23 protein-coding genes and 1 riboswitch are annotated in these 21,067 nt (G+C 51.6%); of the genes, 4 read left to right on the top strand and 19 right to left on the bottom strand.

Annotation, left to right across the window (positions count from 1 at the left end; all coding sequences use genetic code 11):
• Positions 1-180 precede the first annotated feature (180 nt).
• From Z042_RS21185 to Z042_RS21175, 3 genes are all read right to left on the bottom strand, one after another.
• Positions 181-1,251, bottom strand: coding sequence for a metal-dependent hydrolase (locus Z042_RS21185; RefSeq protein ID WP_024911470.1), 1,071 nt, complete (start codon positions 1,249-1,251; stop codon positions 181-183).
• The gene (locus Z042_RS26400; RefSeq protein ID WP_202901314.1) at positions 1,239-1,904 is read right to left on the bottom strand and encodes a hypothetical protein; all 666 of its coding nucleotides are present in this window, start codon (positions 1,902-1,904) and stop codon (positions 1,239-1,241) included. The genes Z042_RS21185 and Z042_RS26400 overlap by 13 nt, the downstream gene beginning before the upstream one ends.
• 150 nt (positions 1,905-2,054) lie before the next feature.
• Positions 2,055-2,774, bottom strand: a complete 720-nt coding sequence (locus Z042_RS21175) for an SDR family NAD(P)-dependent oxidoreductase (RefSeq protein WP_024911472.1) — start codon at positions 2,772-2,774, stop codon at positions 2,055-2,057.
• Between the two features lie 108 nt (positions 2,775-2,882).
• Between Z042_RS21175 and Z042_RS21170 the strand changes: the two genes are divergently transcribed.
• On the top strand, positions 2,883-3,470 hold the full coding sequence (locus Z042_RS21170) for a TetR/AcrR family transcriptional regulator (RefSeq protein ID WP_024911473.1): 588 nt from the start codon (positions 2,883-2,885) through the stop codon (positions 3,468-3,470).
• A gap of 62 nt (positions 3,471-3,532) precedes the next feature.
• Here Z042_RS21170 and Z042_RS21165 read toward each other — a convergent pair whose 3' ends face one another.
• A complete protein-coding gene (locus tag Z042_RS21165; protein ID WP_024911474.1) occupies positions 3,533-4,018 on the bottom strand; it encodes a cold-shock protein in 486 nt (161 codons plus the stop codon).
• A gap of 376 nt (positions 4,019-4,394) precedes the next feature.
• On the opposite strand from Z042_RS21165, the gene cspE reads away from it, so the two are divergent.
• The gene (gene cspE, locus Z042_RS21160; protein WP_002210315.1) at positions 4,395-4,604 is read left to right on the top strand and encodes a transcription antiterminator/RNA stability regulator CspE; all 210 of its coding nucleotides are present in this window, start codon (positions 4,395-4,397) and stop codon (positions 4,602-4,604) included.
• Positions 4,605-4,718: 114 nt separating this feature from the next.
• On the opposite strand, the gene crcB is transcribed toward cspE, so the two are convergent.
• Together crcB and Z042_RS21150 are read right to left on the bottom strand one after the other, a co-directional pair.
• Positions 4,719-5,102, bottom strand: coding sequence for a fluoride efflux transporter CrcB (gene crcB, locus Z042_RS21155; RefSeq protein WP_024911475.1), 384 nt, complete (start codon positions 5,100-5,102; stop codon positions 4,719-4,721).
• Between the two features lie 75 nt (positions 5,103-5,177).
• A riboswitch (Fluoride riboswitch) is annotated at positions 5,178-5,241 on the bottom strand.
• 106 nt (positions 5,242-5,347) lie between these two features.
• Positions 5,348-6,412 carry a diguanylate cyclase gene (locus tag Z042_RS21150; protein ID WP_024911476.1) on the bottom strand — a complete coding sequence of 355 codons (1,065 nt, stop codon included), beginning with the start codon at positions 6,410-6,412 and terminating at the stop codon, positions 5,348-5,350.
• A 216-nt stretch (positions 6,413-6,628) separates the two neighbouring features.
• On the opposite strand from Z042_RS21150, the gene tatA reads away from it, so the two are divergent.
• Positions 6,629-6,835 carry a Sec-independent protein translocase subunit TatA gene (gene tatA / locus Z042_RS21145; RefSeq protein ID WP_024911477.1) on the top strand — a complete coding sequence of 69 codons (207 nt, stop codon included), beginning with the start codon at positions 6,629-6,631 and terminating at the stop codon, positions 6,833-6,835.
• Between the two features lie 97 nt (positions 6,836-6,932).
• On the opposite strand, the gene lipA is transcribed toward tatA, so the two are convergent.
• From lipA to nadD, 10 genes are all read right to left on the bottom strand, one after another.
• A complete protein-coding gene (gene lipA / locus Z042_RS21140) occupies positions 6,933-7,898 on the bottom strand; it encodes a lipoyl synthase (RefSeq protein WP_024911478.1) in 966 nt (321 codons plus the stop codon).
• The gene (gene lipB, locus Z042_RS21135; RefSeq protein ID WP_024911479.1) at positions 7,891-8,559 is read right to left on the bottom strand and encodes a lipoyl(octanoyl) transferase LipB; all 669 of its coding nucleotides are present in this window, start codon (positions 8,557-8,559) and stop codon (positions 7,891-7,893) included. The genes lipA and lipB overlap by 8 nt, the downstream gene beginning before the upstream one ends.
• 119 nt (positions 8,560-8,678) lie before the next feature.
• Complete coding sequence (ybeD, locus tag Z042_RS21130; RefSeq protein WP_024911480.1) at positions 8,679-8,945, bottom strand: DUF493 family protein YbeD; 267 nt, start codon at positions 8,943-8,945, stop codon at positions 8,679-8,681.
• A 117-nt stretch (positions 8,946-9,062) separates the two neighbouring features.
• Positions 9,063-10,274, bottom strand: coding sequence for a D-alanyl-D-alanine carboxypeptidase DacA (gene dacA / locus Z042_RS21125; RefSeq protein WP_024911481.1), 1,212 nt, complete (start codon positions 10,272-10,274; stop codon positions 9,063-9,065).
• 179 nt (positions 10,275-10,453) lie between these two features.
• Entirely contained in the window at positions 10,454-11,512 is a 1,059-nt protein-coding gene (gene rlpA / locus Z042_RS21120; protein ID WP_024911482.1) for an endolytic peptidoglycan transglycosylase RlpA, read from the bottom strand.
• Between the two features lie 9 nt (positions 11,513-11,521).
• Positions 11,522-12,634: a peptidoglycan glycosyltransferase MrdB gene (gene mrdB / locus Z042_RS21115; RefSeq protein WP_024911483.1), complete on the bottom strand. Its 1,113-nt coding sequence runs from the start codon at positions 12,632-12,634 to the stop codon at positions 11,522-11,524.
• 8 nt (positions 12,635-12,642) lie between these two features.
• Positions 12,643-14,538 (bottom strand): peptidoglycan DD-transpeptidase MrdA, encoded by a 1,896-nt coding sequence (mrdA, locus tag Z042_RS21110; RefSeq protein WP_024911484.1) that lies wholly within the window; start codon positions 14,536-14,538, stop codon positions 12,643-12,645.
• 38 nt (positions 14,539-14,576) lie between these two features.
• Positions 14,577-15,047: a 23S rRNA (pseudouridine(1915)-N(3))-methyltransferase RlmH gene (gene rlmH, locus Z042_RS21105; RefSeq protein ID WP_024911485.1), complete on the bottom strand. Its 471-nt coding sequence runs from the start codon at positions 15,045-15,047 to the stop codon at positions 14,577-14,579.
• Between the two features lie 3 nt (positions 15,048-15,050).
• The gene (gene rsfS, locus Z042_RS21100; RefSeq protein ID WP_024911486.1) at positions 15,051-15,368 is read right to left on the bottom strand and encodes a ribosome silencing factor; all 318 of its coding nucleotides are present in this window, start codon (positions 15,366-15,368) and stop codon (positions 15,051-15,053) included.
• Positions 15,369-15,528: 160 nt separating this feature from the next.
• Complete coding sequence (gene nadD, locus Z042_RS21095; RefSeq protein ID WP_037406148.1) at positions 15,529-16,164, bottom strand: nicotinate-nucleotide adenylyltransferase; 636 nt, start codon at positions 16,162-16,164, stop codon at positions 15,529-15,531.
• Between the two features lie 333 nt (positions 16,165-16,497).
• Between nadD and Z042_RS21085 the strand changes: the two genes are divergently transcribed.
• Entirely contained in the window at positions 16,498-16,770 is a 273-nt protein-coding gene (locus Z042_RS21085; protein WP_024911489.1) for a CD3324 family protein, read from the top strand.
• Between the two features lie 59 nt (positions 16,771-16,829).
• Here the strand turns inward: Z042_RS21085 and holA are convergent, their stop codons facing one another.
• The 3 genes from holA to leuS are packed head-to-tail and all read right to left on the bottom strand — an operon-like array spanning position 16,830 to position 21,018.
• Positions 16,830-17,864, bottom strand: a complete 1,035-nt coding sequence (holA, locus tag Z042_RS21080) for a DNA polymerase III subunit delta (protein WP_024911490.1) — start codon at positions 17,862-17,864, stop codon at positions 16,830-16,832.
• Positions 17,861-18,421: an LPS assembly lipoprotein LptE gene (lptE, locus tag Z042_RS21075; protein ID WP_024911491.1), complete on the bottom strand. Its 561-nt coding sequence runs from the start codon at positions 18,419-18,421 to the stop codon at positions 17,861-17,863. Before lptE ends, holA begins: the two co-directional genes overlap by 4 nt.
• Positions 18,422-18,435: 14 nt before the next feature.
• Positions 18,436-21,018, bottom strand: a complete 2,583-nt coding sequence (leuS, locus tag Z042_RS21070) for a leucine--tRNA ligase (RefSeq protein WP_024911492.1) — start codon at positions 21,016-21,018, stop codon at positions 18,436-18,438.
• Between the last annotated feature and the right edge of the window lie 49 nt (positions 21,019-21,067).

The raw sequence follows: 21,067 nt of genomic DNA, 5'->3' as shown, positions 1-21,067 counted from the left end.
GTGAATGCCAGCATGCGGCGGTACCGCTGCAAAAATTTGGTGATGGTAGACCGATGCCGGGCTTTTTCTAAAGAAAGAGCACGCGGAGGCTGGCATTATCAGGGAGTTGTTATCTCTAAGCTGTACGCTGGTGCTGCAAATATGGCATCAGCTTACAGGAAATGCAGGCCTAACGTGGCGTTACTCATGGGATGCTTTGCTGTCATAAATACGTCTCCATACCCAGCTTAGCGTTTTGCCGATATCCCCCGACTCTGGCATTTGGGTAATTTCGGGTGCTGCTGCCCAATTGCCATGCTCATCGATGCCAGCAATGTCATAGCGGAAAAAATAATCAGGTTCTAATCCCATTCGTAGATCGGTAAGGATCAGCCGAAGTTTATCGTCATGCCGCTGTGTGCTGGCGGCAACAAATCCATGGGTGAACCACAGCAGGCGTTTCAGCTGCGGTACGGCTGCCAACTGCTCCAGCGCGTGGCTGTCACTGGCGTGAAAAGTAAACTGCATCAATTCACGATCTGCGATCAGGGAGCGGTCACCGAGCCAATAGCCATCCGGTACCATCACAATCACCCGCCAAGCCAGCGTGTTGAACGGAAGCGGTGTAGAAAAACGCGGTGCATTCTGCAAGTTCAAGGCAACCAGGCTGTGTGAGGCCGCCCTATCAACCAATAATTTGGCTGCGACACTCCAAGCCAGGTAGAGCGAGCTTACTAACAAACCTGCTGCTAACCAATTACGTGCTGCCCTGTCACGAGATGAACTATGCGTTTGCTGTGAGGTTTGGCCTGGTGCAAGCCGCCAGGCGGCAATAACCCCTATCAGCAAAGGCACGGTATATAGCGGATCAATGACAAAGATTGTCGCCCACATGATGGGGGGAGTCTGCATGGGCCATAACATCTGTGTACCGTAAACGGTAAAGGCATCCAGCAACGGATGCGTTACCAAGGCTAACCAGATCGCCAACAGCCAGCGCAACGGGGATTCCTGCACCAGATAACTGCGCGACTTGAACAATAACCACAGTAACCATCCCAACGCTGTTAACACCAAAAGTGAATGTGATGGGCCACGGTGCCAAGTCACTTCTGTAACAACATCACTGCGGAATAATTTAAACCAGAGCACATCCAGATCGGGCAAAGTACCCAGTACTCCGCCAGCCAGCATTGCGAGGCGCCGATGACGCGGAGGGACGACAAGTGCGGCAACGCTGCTGCCAAGAACGATCTGGGTTAATGAGTCCATGGCAGGCTCCAGCGGTTTGGTTTATCGGTCTGTTTGGCATCTTGTACTTTTATCCATCTGTCATGCAACCATTGTTCCGTTTTGCGGCGAGCGAGCAGGGTCGCCCATTGCAGGTCTCGTTCGAACAGCATGGGTTGCTCATTACTACCAACGATAACCCAGAACCAACGCCCATCAGCCAGATTACGTGCCTTGAATTTTATACCGGTGAGCTGGACGGTTTCGTTATGGCCCGCACGTGATATGCGGATGGGTTCATTATGAGGAGCGACAGAAGCGCCCTTAACGCTGACCAGCAGGTCGGGTGCCGCCTTGCGCAGGAATTCTGCCGCAATCTGCTCAGAGCGATCGCGTGAGGGTAAAGGTTTCCCTACCAGATCAAGTGAGATGTTGGCAAAGCCTTTTAGTGTGCCATCGGGGGCGATCAGGGTACTAAAATGTTCACCTTCCAAAAAGGCATTGCGCCCATCGCGCCGCTCGTAACGGCTGAGAGTGGCAGGCTGCCCATCCAGAGTGATCGAACGCTGACTGGTTTGATGATGAGTATCAGGGATGTTGATCGGGTTCGATCCCACCGCACTAGAGGCAGCCAGCGGCGCGAAAGCAGGTAGAGCAACGGTAAGCCCAATACTGATACGGAGTACCAGGGCCAAACAGCAGGAGTTCCGCCAGGTGCTCAGGCCTGAAAAGAGCGAAGAACGGATGGAGTTCATGATTTCCTCGTGGGTAAGCCAAATGATGTATTACTCGCAAAACGGGCCGTGGTCAGTGCCAGCCCCACTAGCCCGGTGACTCGCGTGTATTCAGCTATAGAACCTTGTTTTTGATATCGGCACGGCTCCCCCAACGATGATGGAATGTTCCTGACGTGCAGCGTGCAATTCCCAGAATTGTTCAGCGATGTCTGCCGGTGCGACCGTGTTGCTTTTTCCGTTGCCCCCCGGTGTTCCTTCAACGAAACCGTTGACGATCACCTCACCGACATGAATGTCACGTGGCGCGAGGCTATGCGCCAAAATCTGGGTCGCTTTGCGTTGAGCCGTTACACCGATGGCAAGTGCCGCATAATCGGTGGCGAATGCGTTGATTTGTGGGTCATCAAGCGCCATGACGCCGCTGGTAGCCAATACGCTGCCTTTAGAGGCTGCAAGGTCGTTCAGGCTTTCCTGCACGGCAGTAATGTAGCCAACCACGCGGAGATCGAAACTTTTGCTGAGATCCGAAGGGGGCATGGATAGCAGGTCACCTTCAACATCAAGAAAGGCGTTCCAATGCAAGATACCTATAGGGCCCAGTATTTCACGTGCGTCTGCGACGGTGCGTTGAATCGCTTTAGCATCACTCAGATCGGCTGGAAAAGCTTGAACCTGGATACCTTCGGCGGTTAATGCTGTTACTGCCTCAGCAAGACGCTGGGCATTGCGTGCTACCAGGGCAACGGGATGGCCAGCTTTGCCAAAACGGCGAGCGACTGCATGGGAGATACCTGGGCCATATCCACAGATAAGAATAGTGTTCTTCATCGTTCATACTCCAATTATGATATAAAATTACAACTCCAACGTTTTAGTTGGAAATAACTATAGTATGATTATGCGACAACAACAACCCATAAAATGAGAGAGTAAAAAATGGCTTGGGATACCGAAGGGACAAAACGCAAAATTCTGGAAGCGGCGATGAGCGAATTCGCTCGGCTCGGCCCCGATGGCACAACCCTTGAACGGGTAGCCAAGCTGGCCGGGGTAAACAAAGAGCGCGTCTACAATTATTTTGGCGACAAACGGGCGTTGTTCTCAGCCGTATTGCGTAGTGAGTTGGCCAAGGTGGCCTCGGCGTTGCCTATCACATCCTTTGCGGTTGAAGATATGGGTGATTACGCTGGCCGTGCTTACGATTATCACCTCGAAAATCCTGAGCTGAGCCGGCTTATGCGCTGGGAGGGTTTGGCATTCGATGGTGAGGTGCCGGACGAAGAACAACGACGTGAATACTATGGATACAAGATTCAGGCCGTGGCCGAGGGGCAGCGCCAGGGAATAGTGACTCAAGCCCTTGAGGCAGATCACCTGGCTTTTTTGGTGTTAGCTTTGGCTGGCTGGTGGTCTGCTGTTCCACAGGTAGCGCGCATGTTAACGGGACCAGATAGCAGAGAAGAACATGCCAGACGGCGGGCCTCCGTTGTAGAGGCTGCCCGGCGCTTGGCATTGGCTCCATAACGTTGTGGAGGTTTGTCCTCAGAATCCTGGCGGAGAGAAAGCTAGTTAAATCAACAGCCTGTTTACAATCGTGCTGCTTTTAAGGCCTGTAAGGCAGCATCAATATCAAGCTCATGTTCTGAAAAAGTGTGTGTCAAATTTTGGAAGGTGGTGATCGATAACATACGCAATGTTTCCATCGCCTGCGGTGCTTCGGTTGCCTGAGGGCGAATACGGTTCATCAGTAAACCAACTGAAAGCACGGTGTTTTCTTTATCGACATCGGCTTTTGCCGGCATTTCTTGAGTGAAAGTATGAAAGGATTTGATGCTGGAGATTTTGATCCTTTCATTGGCAATGATGATGTATTTGCTGGGGGCCTGCACTTTTACCGCATAGGCAGAAGGGCCTTTGGTGTTATTGGTAGGTTCAAAGGTGACCAGGGCATTTTTCTTAATCAGCTCTGGGTTTTGTACTTTAATCACGTGAAAATAACGATTTTCCCCGTTTTCGTCGGTGATAAAACCGAAGCCTTTATCTGCAAAAAAAGTCGTTATCTTGCCGTTCATCATCATTCTCAATTAAATCGTTCATCACAAGTTTTATGATAGCGCGGAATGCTTTGCTGCGACAGAGCAGTGTAAGCGACTGGCCGCTGGCATAAATGAGAAATCTTTCTGGTACTATTTGATGTCTACTAAGCATGTTGAGATAGAATAGCCAGTTGCTAATAGATGTTCGGCTGGTATTCGATAAAAAAGCCAGAATATTGGGCTGTTTTAGGAACGATGGCTAACTGTAACAAGTTGTGTATCGTTTGAAAGGCGATTTTTTTTACTTTTTGTCAATTTTATGTGATCTCGGTTATGGACAAAATCCACTCTAATTGCTGTACTGTATCTGACACACACTTTGTGTCTTACATTCACGTTAAAGGTAAGTTTGATGTCTAAGATTAAAGGTAGCGTTAAGTGGTTTAATGAATCCAAAGGTTTCGGTTTCATTACTCCAGAAGATGGTAGTAAGGACGTTTTCGTTCATTTCTCTGCCATCGCTAGCAATGGTTTCAAAACTCTTGCTGAAGGCCAGCGTGTAGAATTTGAAATCACGAACGGTGCCAAAGGGCCATCTGCTGCTAACGTTATCGCCATCTAAGCTACAGTAGCCGAAATTCTTAAAACCCGCTCTATGAGCGGGTTTTTTATTGTCTCTTTTCAAGGCATGGGAAACGGCAGAGTAAAAATAAAAAAGAGATAAAAGCAGGGGCTTTTATTGCCCAGTCAGCCAACGGATCAGCATAAAAGCCAACAAGGTCATGGCCAATGAACCGGCCAGGTTGAGTAGCATATTGGTGGCAGCCCAGAGCAAACGGCCATCTTGCAACAGGTAAACCACCTCAGCAGAGAAAGTGGAAAAAGTGGTCAAACCGCCACAAAAACCGGTTGTGATCAACAGTTTCCAGGCTGGGTCCAGATGTGTCATGCGTGTAAACAACGCCAGGGCCAAACCGACAATAAATCCCCCCACCAGATTCACTGTCAGCGTGCCCAACGGAATATGCTGATTCAGCGGGTTCAGCTTTATACTTATAGCCCAGCGCAACACGCTGCCTAAACCACCGCCAATAAAAACTGCCAGTAAAGAATTCAGCATGGTCGAAAGCCTTTTCACAAAAAATTAAGGAAGCTCAGAAAGATTTAGGCATCACACTACGCACCTTCTTTGAGAGGTTACGTAGACATCATCAGCCTGAAAGGGCGGTTAATGGAGGAATGTCATCTCCGTTGGTCGTTTTATTTTACACCCGGTGATTCCCGTTTTGTAGCCAAAGCGTGCCTGAATGGAGCTTGGTAATTTTATTGGCGATAGCTGGCGAATTACTAAAAGATTCTTTTTCATCAGGCGAGGATCGGAGCCCGTTCCTGGCGGTTGCGTCCATTCTTCTTCGCTTGATACAGGGCGCCGTCGGTGGCTTTCAACCAGGCTTGGTAGTTATTCATATAAGGCCGGTAGTCTGCAATTCCTGCGCTGATCTTCACTGTTAACCCAGGAGCTTCGCGAAAAGTAATGTCATCCAAACGTTCCTGAATACGTTTCAACGCCAGGCTAGCCTGCTCCGAAGTGGTACTGGGCAATATGGCACCAAACTCATCACCACCATAGCGGCCAACAATGTCCACCGCACGCAGCCCCAGCAGCAGCTCTTCTGCAAGAACGGTCAGCGCTTCATCTCCCACGGCATGGCCGTAGGTATCATTGATGGTTTTAAAGCAATCAATATCCATCAGAATCAGTGTGGCGGTACGTTCATAGCGCTGGCAACTGTCGAATTCATTGTGCAGCAGGTGTTCCCAGTGGCGGCGGTTATAGAGGCCAGTTAAGCCATCACGCATACTGATATACAACAGTTCTTGTTTTTTTTCTGCCAAGTGTTTGGCGGTATGGTAGGTGACGAACCCAAGAAATACCGGATAGATAAAGATCATGGGCAGACAAAGGTACACCTGTTGCGACGTCGTTTGCGGATGGAAGGGGAAACCCAGCAGTGCACTGGTCAGCGTTGCGCCGATAATTTGCGCGATAAGCCCTTTGAAAAACAACGAATGCCCACCCGAAGCGATATTGTTCATCCCCATCATGGAGAGGATAACTACCGTAGGCAAGGCGTTGAAGCCCATCATGGCAGCCCAAACGCCTCCCATCAAAGCATCTATCAGCAGATTACGCGTCTCGGTTGCAAAAGGTTTTTCAGAGCGGATGGACCACTGATAAGCGATATGTGGCCAGATAAAACCATTAAATATCAACAGGCCCCATACCGGCATCGGGGGGTGTAAAGGAATCAGTGCAGCAAGCACGCAAAAAAAACCAATTCCCAGACCGACGATACGCGGCAGGTAAATACGTTTAGCGAAACTGATACCTGAGCGCCGAGTATCAGCCGTTGATGGAGCGATTACCATCCAGCGCCTCCCTGTTATTAATCATGAAACGTATCATGCACCTAAGAAACGCAAAATAGAGAAATATGCCCCATACTCTAAGCATAGAACATCTCGTACAGATCTCACTCTGTTACATGTTGCTGTTTTTCAAATGGCAGAAAGTAGGTAAAGATCGATAAGCAAGGCTTGTTCCCTCGCTGCGTCTTGCAGCCATGATAAATAAAGAAGGTGAATATGGAAGGTATCAGTATTACCAAACTTCTGGTGATTGCGGTATTGATCGTATTGCTGTTTGGCACAAGCAAGCTGCGTACCCTGGGGGCAGACTTAGGCGCAGCGCTGAAAGGCTTTAAAAAGGCCGTAGGTGAAGAAACGCCCCCTGCGCAAAGCACTGCCGAGAATCAGCCTGCACAGCAAAGTGTGGAGAAGAAAGACGTTTAGTTTTGTTCTTCATCACGTCGTAAAAAACGGATGCTTTCAGGGCATCCGTTTTTGGGGAATATTGTACGCTGAAGCGTAACAAGAGATTACTGCGCGCCTATTTGACTTCCAAACCTTTTGCTTGCAGGTCGGCATGGTAGGAAGAGCGGACAAACGGGCCGCAGGCGGCATGAGTGAAACCCATCGCCATCGCTTCTTCTTTCATTTCATCAAACTCAGCTGGGCTGACATAGCGCTGCACTGGCAGATGGTGGCGGCTTGGCTGCAAGTATTGGCCCAGCGTCAGCATAGTGACACCATGGCGACGCAAATCGCGCATAACTTCTACGATCTCCGCATTGGTTTCACCCAGGCCGACCATCAGACCTGATTTGGTTGGGATATTCGGGTGCGCCTGTTTAAAACGCTCCAGCAGCTTCAATGACCATTCGTAGTTGGCGCCAGGGCGCACCTGGCGATAAATACGCGGCACGTTTTCCAGATTATGGTTGAACACGTCGGGTGGGGTCGCGGTCAGGATCTCCAGTGCGCGATCCATCCGGCCGCGGAAATCCGGGACCAGCGTTTCGATTTTAATATCAGGACTTTTGGCACGAATAGCGGCGATACAATCGGCAAAGTGCTGTGCGCCACCGTCGCGCAGATCGTCGCGATCAACCGAAGTAATGACGACATAACGCAACGCCATATCGGCAATGGTCTGCGCCAGTTTTTCCGGCTCGTTGGCATCGGGAGCTACCGGGCGGCCATGGGCTACGTCGCAGAATGGGCAACGGCGGGTACAAATGGCACCCAAAATCATAAAGGTTGCCGTCCCATGGTTAAAGCATTCAGACAGGTTAGGGCATGAAGCCTCTTCGCACACCGAATGCAGGCCGTTTTTACGCATTGCGGCTTTAATACCCTGAATACGGGTGGAGTCGGCAGGGAGTTTGATCTTCATCCACTCAGGTTTGCGTAACAGTTCCTGCCGTTCGCTGACCACCGTTTTTACCGGGATCAACGCCATTTTGTCTGCATCGCGGTATTTGACGCCGCGTTCCATCTGAATTGGTTTACTCATAATCGTGCAGGTTCCAGTGACAAAGCTCGGCCGTCTGGTAGCCAAGCAAATGAACAAATTCCTGTACCAGGGTGGGATGAACGTCTTCTATGCTGATACCAGGCAGCAGCGCGCTGATCTGGGTCATCTGCATACCGGCATAGCCGCAGGGGTTGATTTGCTGAAACGGAGTCAGATCCATGGCAACGTTCAGTGCCAGACCATGAAATGAACAGCCTTTGCGGATGCGCAAGCCCAGCGAACAAATCTTTTGTTCCCCCACATAAACGCCGGGTGCATCCGGGCGCGCCCGCGATGCTATTTTAAAATGAGCGAGGGTATTGATCACCGTATCTTCTAGCGCGGTGACCAACTGGCGTACACCAACGTTGTTGCGTTTCAGATCTACCATCACGTACAGCACCTGCTGGCCAGGGCCATGGTAGGTTACCTGGCCACCGCGATCGCTCTGAACCACCGGGATATCTCCTGGCATGAGAACGTGTTCCGCTTTGCCTGCCTGCCCTTGGGTAAACACGGGCTGATGCTGCACCAGCCACAGCTCATCGGGCGTAATAGCGGTGCGATGATTGGTGAAGTTGTGCATGGCTTGGGATACAGGCTCATAGGGCTGCAACCCCAGCTGACGCAAAATGATCTTATTATGTTGCAAACGAGTCATCGTCAGGTTACAGAAGTGAGAAGGCCATTATACCGAGCGCTCAGGCTCGCGACCAGCATTTATCCTCAGCACCACGGCACAACCCGAGCAGGAGGTGCCAGTGGGATTTTATGCTGAAATTACAGCACCATGCGGACAATCTCAATATTGCCCAACTCTTCATACAACGTTTCCACCTGGTCGATATGGGTGGCGGTAATCGTGATGGAAACGGAGTGGTAATTCCCTTTGCTGCTCGGCTTAACCTGCGGGTTGTAATCCCCTGGAGCATGGCGCTGCACCACTTCAACCACCTGGTCTACCAGCTCGGGTTGTGCCAGGCCCATTACCTTGTAGGTAAATGAACAAGGGAATTCGAGCAGTTCGTTCAGTTTAGTTTTTTGCATGTGAATGCGCTCCAAAGTGCGGCTATTAGGTTATAGCTAATCTATAAATTATAACTCCCGCAAAAGCGGGAGTGAGTGTTAATCATAATATGGGGTTTAAATCCCCCGTATCAAGGTTTAGCCAAACCAGTGGTGGAACATCAGCTTGATGTAATCCACGATGCGGCTGAAGAAACCACCTTCTTTCACTTCGTTCAGTACCACCAGAGGGCGTTGATCGATGGTTTTGCCATCCAGTTGGAAATTGATGCTGCCAACAACCTGGTTTTTGGCCAGCGGCGCATGGATTTCCGGGGTGTTCAGCACGTAGCTGGCTTTCAGGTCTTTCATCCGGCCGCGTGGGATAGTCAGATAAACATCTTTATCTACCCCCAGTTCGACACGGTCGGCATCGCCAAACCAGACGGGTTCTGAGGCAAATTCTTTACCGGCTTTCAACGGTGCGACCGTTTCGAAGAAACGGAAACCCCAGGTCAGCAACTTTTTACTTTCAGTTTCACGGCCTTTGAAGGTGCGGCCACCCAACACGGCGGAAATCAGCCGCATTTGGCCTTCGGTAGCGGAGGCCACCAGGTTGTAGCCTGCGGCATCAGTATGGCCGGTTTTGATACCGTCAACGTTCAGGCTGGTATCCCACAGCAGGCCGTTACGGTTCATCTGGCGGATATTGTTGAACGTGAATTCTTTTTCTTTGTAGATGGCGTATTCATCTGGAACATCACGGATCAGCGCTTGGCCGATCAGCGCCATATCACGCGCCGAGCTGAACTGGCCTTCTGCATCTAGGCCATGCACGGTCTGGAAGTGGGTATTTTGCAGGCCGAACTGCTTGACGTAGGTGTTCATCAGATTGACGAAGGCATCCTGGCTGCCAGCCACGTAATCAGCCATGGCCACACAGGCATCATTGCCGGACTGTAGATTGATGCCACGCGTTAGTTTAGACACCGGCACGCGATCGCCGGGTTTCAGAAACATCAGCGAGGAACCTTTAAACACCGGGTTACCGGTTGCCCAGGCATCCTGGCCGATGGTGACTAGATCATCCTGACCAATCTTGCCGGACTTAAGCGCTTGGCCGATGACATAGCTGGTCATCATTTTGGTCAGGCTGGCGGGATCGCGGCGGGCATCAGCGTTAGATTCTGCCAGCACTTTACCGGAATTGTAATCAATCAGGATGTAGGATTCCGCGTCAATCTGCGGGACACCCGGGATCATGGTTTTGATATTAACGTCATCAGCATAGGCAACTGGCGCTGTGCTGATCGCAATGACGGTGCCGAGCATTAGGCTCTTGACTAAGCGGAAAGGGGTGACATGTTTCATGATCGGAACGACAACATCCGTGAAAGTAAGTTAAAAACGAGCCACACTATAGCAGATGAGGCTCCGGCAGGCATTAAGCATTCGCCCGCTTGACAGTGGTTTACACACACTTAGCTGAAAGAAAATGTTTCAGCCAAAAAATCGCTGACAAGCTGTGTTTGCTGACCGGGCCTCATGTTTTAAGGTGCAGCAGTGATAAAAGATTGTTGTTGCGCTTCGTTAGCCAGGCGCTGTTGAAGCTGTATCGCCTGCTGGCGATCGCTAAATGGGCCTAACTGCACGCGGTAGACGTTACCACTGGTCGAAACTTTACCAGGAACGCCAAATTGCTGACTGAGTTGCTGTTGCCAGCTTTGCGCACGTTCGGCGTTGCTCAACGCACCAACCTGAACGACAAGATTGCCGTTTGCACTGGCCGTAACCTGGGGAACTGCAACAACCGGTGTGCTGCTGATGGTGGGCTGTGGTTCAGAACCTTCCAGCACGCCAGCAGGTAAAGCGCTAGGGGCTCCCAGGAACCCACCTCGACGGGCAGGTAAACCGTCATCATTACGCAGGCTGTTGTTGTCAATCGGGCGTACAGCGGCACCATTGTTGGTTGGAGATTCTTGCTGTATCGGCGTGCCCAGGTCGCTTGAGCCTAGATCTGGGCGTGCTGGCAGGGCATAACTCTGTTTGGCGACTACAGTACCGACAGTGCCGGGGCCACTCAGGGAACCGTCTGGCGCAACGCTGATAAAGTCGACTTTCACTTTGGTATTGCTGGTCAGATTGAGACGATCGGCGGCGGCTTTCGACAGGTCAATAATCCGGCCTGGAGTATAAGGGCCACGATCGTTGACACGTACCACTAATTGGCGACCATTGGCCTGGTTGGTGACGCGCACGTAGCTTGGGATCGGCAAGGTTGGGTGGGCGGCAGTCAGGGCGTTCGGATTGAAGCGTTCACCAATGGCGGTAGTATTCCCGCTGGCTTCTTCGCCATACCAGGCAGCTAGCCCTATTTGTGAAAAGTTTTGCGGATCTTTCACGATGCGGTAAGTATCGCCATTCACCGTATAATCCTGCAAAGTACCAGGGTTATAAGGCTCATAATGCGGTTCCACTCCGCCAATCTCTACCACTGGCCCACTGTAGGGCTGCGCTGGCGGAGCCTGCGTTTCTTCCATTGTGGTGGTACAAGCCGAGAGTAAGACTGCCGCAGCAACTGCACCGATCCAACGCCATTCCTTACGCATTACTCACCTCTATAGATTTTTAGACAGCATTTTTCGATGCGTGTGGATTGACATGACAATGCCAAACCCAGCCATGAGTACGATCAGCGCCGAACCACCATAGCTGACCAGAGGCAAAGGTACGCCAACAACCGGTAAAATACCACTGACCATGCCAATGTTGACAAACACATAAACGAACAGGATCAGCATCAATCCGCCGACCATCACACGGCCGAAAGTGGTTTGTGCCCGAGCTGCGATCATCAGCCCACGGATAATCACCAACAGGTACAGCACCAGCAAAATCAGTACACCGATCAGACCCAACTCCTCCGCCAACACGGCGAAGATAAAATCGGTATGGCGTTCAGGCAGGAACTCCAATTGCGACTGCGTACCATGCAGCCAGCCTTTGCCAGCCAGACCACCGGAACCAATAGCAATTTTTGACTGAATAATGTGGTAACCGGCACCGAGCGGATCGCTTTCTGGATCGAGCAGCATCATCACACGATCTCGCTGATAGTCATGCATCAGGAAGAACCACAGTACTGGAATAAAGGCGGCCAACAGCACGGCGGCAAGGCAGATCAGCTTCCAACTCATCCCTGAAAGAAAGAGTACAAACAGACCGGAAGCGGCGATCAAAATGGATGTGCCAAGATCCGGCTGTGCGGCAACCAGCAGGGTAGGCAGGAAAATCAGTACCAGTGCAATGCCGGTATTTTTCAGTGAAGGTGGGCACACGTCTCGGTTCATAAACCGGGCGACCATGAGCGGCACGGCGATCTTGGCGATTTCCGAAGGTTGAAAACGCACAAAACCCAAATCCAGCCAGCGCTGCGCCCCTTTACTGATTTGCCCGAAAGCATCCACCAGAATCAGCAGAATAACGCAGAAAATATACAGGTAGGGAGCCCAACTTTCGTAGACCCGTGGTGGGATCTGCGCCATCACTCCCATCACGATCAGGCCCATCAGGATCTGGCCGATTTTGCGTTCCATCATGCCAATATCCTGGCCGCTGGCGCTCCACATTACGAAAGCGCTGTAGACCAACAAGGCCAGAATCAATAACAAGAATGTGGGGTCGATATGGATTTTGGTCCAGATGGAGCCCTTTTGTTGGCTTTCAGTCATGTTTTACCTTAATCACCTTCTATGCCGGGCGGAAGTGGGACTGCATCAGGTAATTGCGTATTGTTGTCACCTAACAGAATGTGGTCAAGGATCTGACGGGTAATCGTACCTACCGCCGGGCCTGAACCGCCGTTCTCCAGAATGATAGCGACTGAAATCGTTGGGTTATCATACGGAGCAAAAGCGGTCATCAGTTTATGATCGCGCAGATGTTCTGCAAGTTTATGCGCGTTGTAGGTTTCATAGCCGAATACCTGTGCCGTACCTGATTTTGCCGCGGCTTTATAGGGTGTACCTTCAAAATACTTGCGTGCGGTGCCGTTTGAGCGGTTGGCTACGCCGTACATCCCATCTTTGGCGATTTCCCAGAAGCCGGAATGAATATCACCGATCTGCTTATGTTCTTCCTGGCGGAATGGCACCAGAACCCCGTTGATCTTGGTGCTTTGTAACAGGTGCGGCGTTTTGACGTTCCCGTCGTTGATCAGCGTATTAAGCGCCTTGGACATCTGAATCGGCGTGGCAGTCCAGTAGCCTTGGCCGATGCCTACGGGAATAGTATCGCCTTGATACCAGGGTTTTTTGTAACGTTTTAACTTCCAATCGCGGGTTGGCATCAGGCCCGAACGCTCTTCGGAAAGATCGATACCGGTATAGTCACCATAACCGAATTTGCTCAACCAGGTTGAAAGGCGGTCAATACCCATATCATAAGCGACCTGGTAGAAGAAGGTATCGGCAGACTCTTCCAGTGCTTTGGTGACATTCAGGCGGCCATGGCCCCATTTTTTCCAGTCGCGGAAGCGTTTTTCAGAGCCGGGTAACTGCCACCAGCCGGGATCGAACACCACGCTGTTTTTGGTGATCACACCGGCACTGAGGGCCGAGACGGCAATATAGGGTTTCACCGTTGAAGCGGGGGGATAAACCCCCTGTGTGGCGCGGTTGATCAGCGGGCGGTTCGGATCGTTGAGCAACCCTTGGTAATCTTTGCTGGAGATGCCATCAACGAACAGGTTCGGGTCGTAACTGGGGTTGGAAACCATCGCCAGAATGCCGCCGGTGCGCGGATCGCTGACCACTACAGCGGCACGGCTGCCCACCAGCAATTGCTCGATGTAGCGCTGTAGATTGAGATCGAGGGTCAGGTAAACGTCTTTTCCGGCAGACGGCGGTTGTTCGTGCAGTTGGCGGATCACGCGGCCACGGTTGTTAACCTCAACCTCTTCATAGCCGGTTTTGCCGTGCAGGGTATCTTCATAAAAACGTTCAATCCCCAATTTACCGATATCGTGCGTGGCGGCATAGTTGGCCAGCTTGCCCTCTTTATCCAGGCGTTCGACGTCGCGATCGTTAATCTTTGAGACATAGCCGATCACGTGGGTGAGGGCAGAACCATAGGGATAATAACGGCGCTGATACCCTTTCACTTCTACACCGGGAAAGCGGAATTGGTTAACGGCAAAGCGGGCCACCTGCACTTCGGTCAGGGCGTTTTTGACCGGAATGGAAACGAAGCGGCGTGAGCGTTTACGCTCTTTTTCAAAGTTGGCGATTTCATCGTCGGTCAGATCAACCACCGAACGCAATGCTTGCAGTGTTGCGTTAAGATCGTCAACTTTTTCAGGCATCAGCTCTAACTGATAAATGGTGCGATTCAGTGCCAGCGGTGTGCCGTTACGATCATAAATAATGCCGCGGCTAGGGGGGATCGGCACCAGTTTGATGCGGTTTTCATTGGAACGGGTGCGGTAATCCTCAAAGCGAACGATTTGCAGATTATACAAATTGGCAATCAGGATGCCTATCAGCACCAGAATAACCAAAAACGCCACCAGGGCGCGGCGTACAAACAGGGCAGATTCTGCCGTATAGTCGCGAAAAGGGTTACGATCTATTTTCATCCCGTTGTTTTCTTTCACTCTGTTACAGTCACCAACGCTTATTCCCGGTGGTAAGGATGATTGGTGGTAATACTCCAGGCGCGGTAGAGGCTTTCAGCCACCAGTACACGCACTAAAGGATGCGGTAACGTCAAGGGTGATAGTGACCAGCTTTGCTCGGCCGCTGCTTTACAGGCCGGTGCCAACCCTTCAGGGCCGCCAATCAGCAAGCTGACGTTGCGGCCATCCTGTTTCCAACGTTCGAGCTGCTGTGCCAACTGGGGCGTTTCCCAGGGAGTGCCTGGGATGTCCAAGGTGACAATACGGTTACCCTTGCCGACTGCTGCCAGCATTTGCTCGCCTTCTTTTTCCAGAATACGTTTGATATCCGCATTCTTGCCACGTTTGCCCGCCGGGATTTCGGTCAGCTCGAATGGCATATCTTTTGGAAAGCGATGCAGGTAATCCATAAAACCGGTCTGTATCCAGTCTGGCATTTTGGTGCCGACCGCAACCAATTGCAGTTTCACCGCTTAGCTCCAGAGCTTTTCCAGTTCGTATAACTGTCTGCTTTCTTCCTGCATCACATGCACGATCACTTCGCCCAGATCAACCACCACCCAATCGGAAACTGCCTGGCCTTTCATGCCATACAATTCCATGCCGACCGCACGGGATTCCTGTACCACATGTTCGGCAATCGACATCACGTGGCGGGTAGAGGTGCCGGTGCAGATAATCATGCAATCGGTGATGCTGGATTTGCCCTGGACATCAAGAGCGATGATATCCTGGCCTTTCATGTCATCAATTTTATCAATGACGAAGTCTTGGAGCACTTTACCTTGCAAAGGTTCCCCCTCGGGTATGTTCTGTTCGTCAGACCAACGCTGGAAATGTGGCCTGAATAATCATAATGGTGTTGGTAGGAGCCTACTGGGCGATGTCTCAACAGCCAGGTTTCCGGCTTTTGCAGCGGGTAGACCTGAAAATGAGCGGCGCAGTATAGCACTATCTGTATAAACCCTGTAACTCGATATAGCGCTGTACGGAACGCGGCAGCAAATCATCACAACTGATGCCCTGATGGCGGCGTTGGCGTATATCGGTGGCCGATATTTCCAAGAGCGGTGTTTCGGCCATATAGACATAACCCTGTGGCTGCTGGCGTAGCAGGTTGGTATCGGTAACCCGATGTTGTACCAGCCATTGCCGCATTTCGGGCGTATTCATCTGTTGGTTATAGCCGGGGCGTGCCAGCACCAACAGATGGCAGACATCCAGTAACGCCTGCCAACGGTGCCATAGGTGTAGCGTCAGCAACGAGTCTTGGCCAATGATAAACGCCAGAGGCAAAGTTTTACCACGTTCTTTACGAATCGTTTCTAATGTTTCGATCGTGTAGGACGGCGTAGTACGGTGCAGTTCACGGTCATCCACCGCAAATAACGAATTGCCAGCGATCGCAAGTTCAACCATTTTCAGCCGTTGTTGCGGGCTGGCTTCTGGCTGCGGGCGGTGAGGGGGCACATGATTGGGCAGCAGTATCACCCGATTCAGGCCAATCTCATCGACCAAGGCTTCCACTGGGCGCAGGTGGCCGTTGTGAATCGGATCAAAGGTGCCGCCGAAAAAGGCATGCAGCATGGTGGTGTTTTCCACATTGTTGAAAAGAGAGAGGTATCCCTCTTAAACACAGATAAAACTCTGCCCGCTATCATAGCAGCATTTTTGAGACTGGGGTTGGATGTTGTGGCTGCCAAGGTTGGTAAGCACATCCGTGCGTGCTTGGTATTCTGGTTGTTGACGCGTTTTTTAAACAAGAATAGGATTTATTAAATTAACCACCCAAAATAAGGATGCTAAATGTTTAATCAATCGGAGCTTGTTCGTTATGCTTAGCAAGGGCTATTGCATAATGATTTGATGTTTTAAGCAGTCGCTCTTGCTCGATCCTGATATCAACTTAGGAGGAGCATAATGAGCTATAAAAAAGCGAGTGATGTTTTACCGCAGGATTTATTAATTGCAATTCAACAGTATATAGACGGCGAATATATTTATATCCCGCGTAAAGAAGACAATAAACTGTCGTGGGGTGAAAATACGCAAACAAGAGAAACTCTCCAGGCAAGAAACAGAGCTATTTTGGCTAAACGTCTGGCGGGATATTCGGTTGCTGAACTGGCCGAACAATACTTTTTGTCTACCAAGGCGATATACAAAATCGTTAACGCGGGTAAAAACCACTGATATCGAGAGCGCTCTGAATTGCTTCAGGGCGCTTTCTCTATTTTTATCCAACCTGGTTCTTAGCGGGCATCTGGGAAACCTGTGGGGAGCGATTTACCACACATCAGCATCGACAGATTTTCCAATTCCGCCCAGACTGACTGACCATAATCCTGCTTAAGCGTGATTTCAATCTGCGCCAGCATATGGACAGCCTGCCGTAATTGCTGGCCCGACAGGCGCTGTAGTGCCTGAGTAATCAGATTACGGCGGTTTTGCCAGACTTTATGCTGATCAAACAGGGTGCGCAACGGGGTGTTTGCCATCCGGCGTTGCAAAGTAAGCAGCATCAGCAACTCGCGTTGCAGGGTGCGCAACAGGATCACCGGTTCAATATCTTCTTGCTGCAACTGTTGCAGAATGTGCCAGGCACGTTTGCTTTTACCGGCAAGCAGGGCATCCAGCCAGTGGAACGGGCTGAAATGTGCGGCGTCATTAACGGCTTGCTCAACGCGTGGCAGAGAGAGTTTTCCATCCGCATACAATAGCGACAACCGCTCCAGCGCCTGTGACAGTGCCAGCAGGTTACCTTCATAGCAGTAACACAGCAGTTGATTGGCGGCGTCGTCAAGTTGCAACTGCATAGTTTTGGCGCGCTGAGCCACCCAGCGGGGTAATTGCGCTTGTTCAGGCGTCTGGCAACTGATGAAGGCGCCGTTTGGGCTGAGTGCTTTGAACCAGGCGCTGTTTTCCTGTGCTTTGGTCAGGCGGGGGCCACGCAGCACCAGCAAAATATCCTCATGCAGCAAGCCCGCCAACTTGACCAACTGCTCGCCGAGCGGTGCCGTAGGGCCATTTTCTGGGAAGATTAACAGTAAGGTTTGCCGGTTGGCGAACAGGCTCATAGCCTGGCAGATGCTGAAAATGGCGTTCCAATCGGTTTGAGCATCAAGAGAAATGCTGTAATGCTCGGTGAATTGCTGCTGCTGCGCAGTTTGCCGGATCAGATCCTGGCTTTCCTGTAACAAGAGAGGGTCATTACCACTCAATAAATAACAAGCGCGCAACCCCTCACGGAGCTGCGCGGCGAGTTGTTCAGGGTAGAGACGGATCATTGGGCAGGGAGACTGGCCGGTTTTTCATTGGCGGTAGTGCTCTTTTGTTGAGCCTCTATCGCCGCAGCATGGACCACCAATAATCTGCGTACAAGCTGCTGCGCAGCCTGCTGACGCATTTCTTGTAGAATGATCCCCTGCTCGGCATCTTTAGCCAGCGCAGTTAACGGGTTATCAAAGAAGGAACGGAACACTTTGATGTCCACGGGATAGATATCATGGCCAGGAATCAATACCTGTGCCTGAACCGTCATCACCATCTGGTTTTCTGCTGTTTTACCGTCTTGGAAGATCGAAACGGTATCCTGGCTCTGTGTTGAATTGACAATACGCAGGGTTGGCACATCTTTGCGTGCTGCGTCGCTCGCAATGGTCACGCCGCTGGCGCGCAATTGAGTACGCACGGCGCGTGTCAATGGGCCAAAAGGATCGTAGCTGTCCAGCATCAGCGTTTGCATTTCAGAGGGGATCTGCGTGGTGTCACGCAGATGAAAACCGCAGCCGGCGGTAACCAGTACCGCCAACCCCAGCAACAACGTGAGAATACGATGCCGCACAATGCCTCCTTGTGTTAACCCACAACCAGGTTAAGCAATTTGCCTGGAACATAGATCACTTTGCGTATGGTGACCCCTTCCAGATATTTGGCTACCAAATGCTCTTGAGCGGCGTGTTCACGCACTTGATCTTCGGTTGCATTGGCAGCCACAGTGATTTTAGCGCGAACCTTGCCGTTGACCTGTACCACCACCAGCTTCGAATCTTCCACCATGGCGGCATCATCGGCTACCGGCCAGGCTGCGGTATCCACATCACCTTCGCCATTCAGCGCCTGCCACAGGCTGAAGCAAACGTGCGGTGTGAAAGGGTACAGCATGCGGACGACTGCCAGTAAGGCTTCCTGCAACAGCGCGCGATCCTGCTCGGTTTCCTGTGGTGCACGGCCCAGTTTGTTCATCAGTTCCATTACGGCGGCAATCGCGGTATTAAACGTTTGGCGGCGGCCGATATCGTCGGTAACTTTGGCGATGGTTTTGTGTACGTCGCGGCGCAGCGCTTTCTGATCTTCATTCAGCGTAGCCACGTCCAACGGCTGAACCGCACCTTTCTCAACGTGATCGTAAGCCAGTTTCCAGACGCGTTTCAGGAAGCGGTTTGCCCCTTCAACCCCGGACTCCTGCCATTCCAGTGTCATATCTGCCGGTGAAGCAAACATCATAAACAGGCGAACAGTATCCGCACCGTATTTTTCTACCATCACCTGTGGGTCAATGCCGTTATTCTTCGACTTCGACATTTTGCTCATGCCAGCGTAGACCAGTTCGTGGCCTTCTGGATCGACAGCCTTGATGATGCGGCCTTTCTCGTCGCGCTCAACGGTGGCATCAACCGGGGAAACCCAGATGCGTTCGCCGCTGTTACCGGTGTAATAGAAAGCGTCTGCCAGCACCATGCCTTGACACAGCAGGCGCTTGGCCGGTTCGTCAGAATCCACCAGGCCAGCGTCGCGCATCAGTTTGTGGAAGAAGCGGAAATACATCAGATGCATGATGGCATGCTCGATGCCCCCAACGTATTGATCGACAGGCAGCCAGTAGTTGGCCGCTGCCGGGTCCAGCATGCCTTGATCGTATTGTGGGCAGGTGTAGCGTGCGTAATACCAGGAAGATTCCATAAAGGTATCGAAGGTATCGGTTTCACGTAATGCAGGCTGGCCGTTAACGGTGGTTTTGGCCCACTCGGGATCGGCTTTGATGGGGCTGGTGATGCCGTCCATTACCACATCTTCCGGCAGGATCACCGGCAGTTGATCTTCTGGGGTAGGCAGAACAGTACCGTCTTCCAGCGTCACCATCGGAATCGGTGCCCCCCAGTAACGCTGGCGGGAAACCCCCCAGTCGCGCAGGCGGTAGTTGATTTTGCGCTGGCCAACACCAAGAGTGACCAGTTTATCCGCAATCGCATTGAAACCGGCTTCATGATCCAACCCGTCGAATTCACCGGAATTGAACAAAGATCCTTTTTCAGTCATGGCTTCGGTATGCATGTCTGGCTGGCTGCCATCCAGATTCAGGATCACCGGTTTGATTGGCAGGCTATATTTGGTGGCGAATTCCCAGTCGCGCTGGTCGTGACCCGGTACAGCCATCACCGCGCCAGTGCCGTACTCCATCAACACAAAGTTGGCAACCCAGATCGGCAGTTTCTCGCCGTTCAGCGGATGAACGGCGAACAGCCCAGTGGCCATGCCTTTCTTTTCCATGGTTGCCATATCGGCTTCGGCGACCTTGGTATTACGACATTCATCAATGAATGTCGCCAGAGCCGGGTTATTCAGTGCGCCTTGCTGTGCCAACGGGTGGCCTGCGGCAACGGCCACATAGGTAGCCCCCATAAAGGTATCCGGGCGGGTGGTATAGACGGTGACTTTCTCGTCGCGGTTTGCCACGCTGAAGGTGATTTCTACCCCTTCGGAACGGCCAATCCAGTTGCGCTGCATGGTTTTCACCTGCTCTGGCCAGCTTTCAAGCTTGTCCAGATCGTTCAGCAACTGATCGGCATAATCGGTGATTTTAATGAACCACTGCGGGATTTCTTTGCGTTCAACCTTGGTGTCGCAGCGCCAACAGCAGCCATCGATCACCTGTTCGTTAGCCAGCACGGTCAGATCGTGCGGGCACCAGTTCACCGCCGAGGTTTTCTTGTAAACCAGGCCTTTTTCGTAAAGCTTGGTGAAAAACCATTGTTCCCAGCGGTAGTAATCTGGTTGGCAGGTGGCGAACTCGCGATCCCAGTCGTAACCGAAGCCCAGCAGCTTCAGCTGGTTCTTCATATATTCGATATTATCGTAGGTCCATGGTGCTGGGGCAGTGTTGTTTTTCACCGCAGCGCCTTCTGCTGGCAAACCGAATGCATCCCAACCAATGGGTTGCAGCACGTTTTTGCCCAGCATACGCTGATAGCGGGAGATCACGTCGCCAATGGTGTAGTTACGCACATGGCCCATGTGTAGGCGCCCAGAAGGGTATGGCAGCATAGAAAGGCAGTAATACTTTTCCTTGCTCGCATCTTCGGTAACCTTGAAAGTTTGCTTCTCTTGCCAGTGAAGCTGTACGTGCGATTCTATCTCTTCGGGGCGGTATTGCTCTTGCATGGCGGCCGATGGTCCTGTAGGTGTGAAACAGCTACATCCGTAGCATTCT

This window comes from Chania multitudinisentens RB-25 (assembly GCF_000520015.2).
GTDB classification, from domain to species: Bacteria; Pseudomonadota; Gammaproteobacteria; order Enterobacterales; family Enterobacteriaceae; genus Chania; species Chania multitudinisentens.
This window is presented reverse-complemented; position numbering and strand designations above follow the sequence as displayed.